At 27.6% G+C, this 510-nt stretch carries 1 protein-coding gene; it reads right to left on the reverse strand.

From position 1 onward, the window contains the following. A partial coding sequence (locus tag ACWIX0_RS14130) for a hypothetical protein (RefSeq protein WP_454174607.1) occupies nucleotides 1–510 on the reverse strand: 510 nt, incomplete at both ends.

Raw genomic sequence — 510 nt, forward strand, 5'->3', positions numbered from 1 at the left:
GGGTATATTTAAATCATAGTCAAATATTTTATATTCAAACTTTGAAATTTGCGCTTGTGTATTTATGCTATTTAAATTATATCTGTAATAAAGATATTTCCCATCATAGCCACTATATGTTATTAAGTCATAAAATTCCTTTGCATATTTGCCCATATTTTTATAATAAAATATGGGCAAATTATTGTCTCGAGCAAATTTGTTGCCATCACTTCTCAAAAAATATGGAATATTATTGGTAAATTCGCTACTGATAATTCTTTGATGTGCGCTATCATCACCATTTAGATTATTAAATTTAATATTTAGTTTATTACTTGATTTTATTGGTATTATCCCTACAACTTTTTCTTTATCCTCACTTTGTAAAAAAATATCTTTTTGATTCAATGGTTTGTTGTTCGTCCAAAAAAACCCAACCATACTTAAAGCACCTTTACCAACTTTGTAAGAATATTTTACCCCCTTAAAAACCATAAAAGCCCCTATTCCTTGCGCTACCCAATATAA

The organism is Helicobacter sp. T3_23-1059 (genome assembly GCF_053654515.1).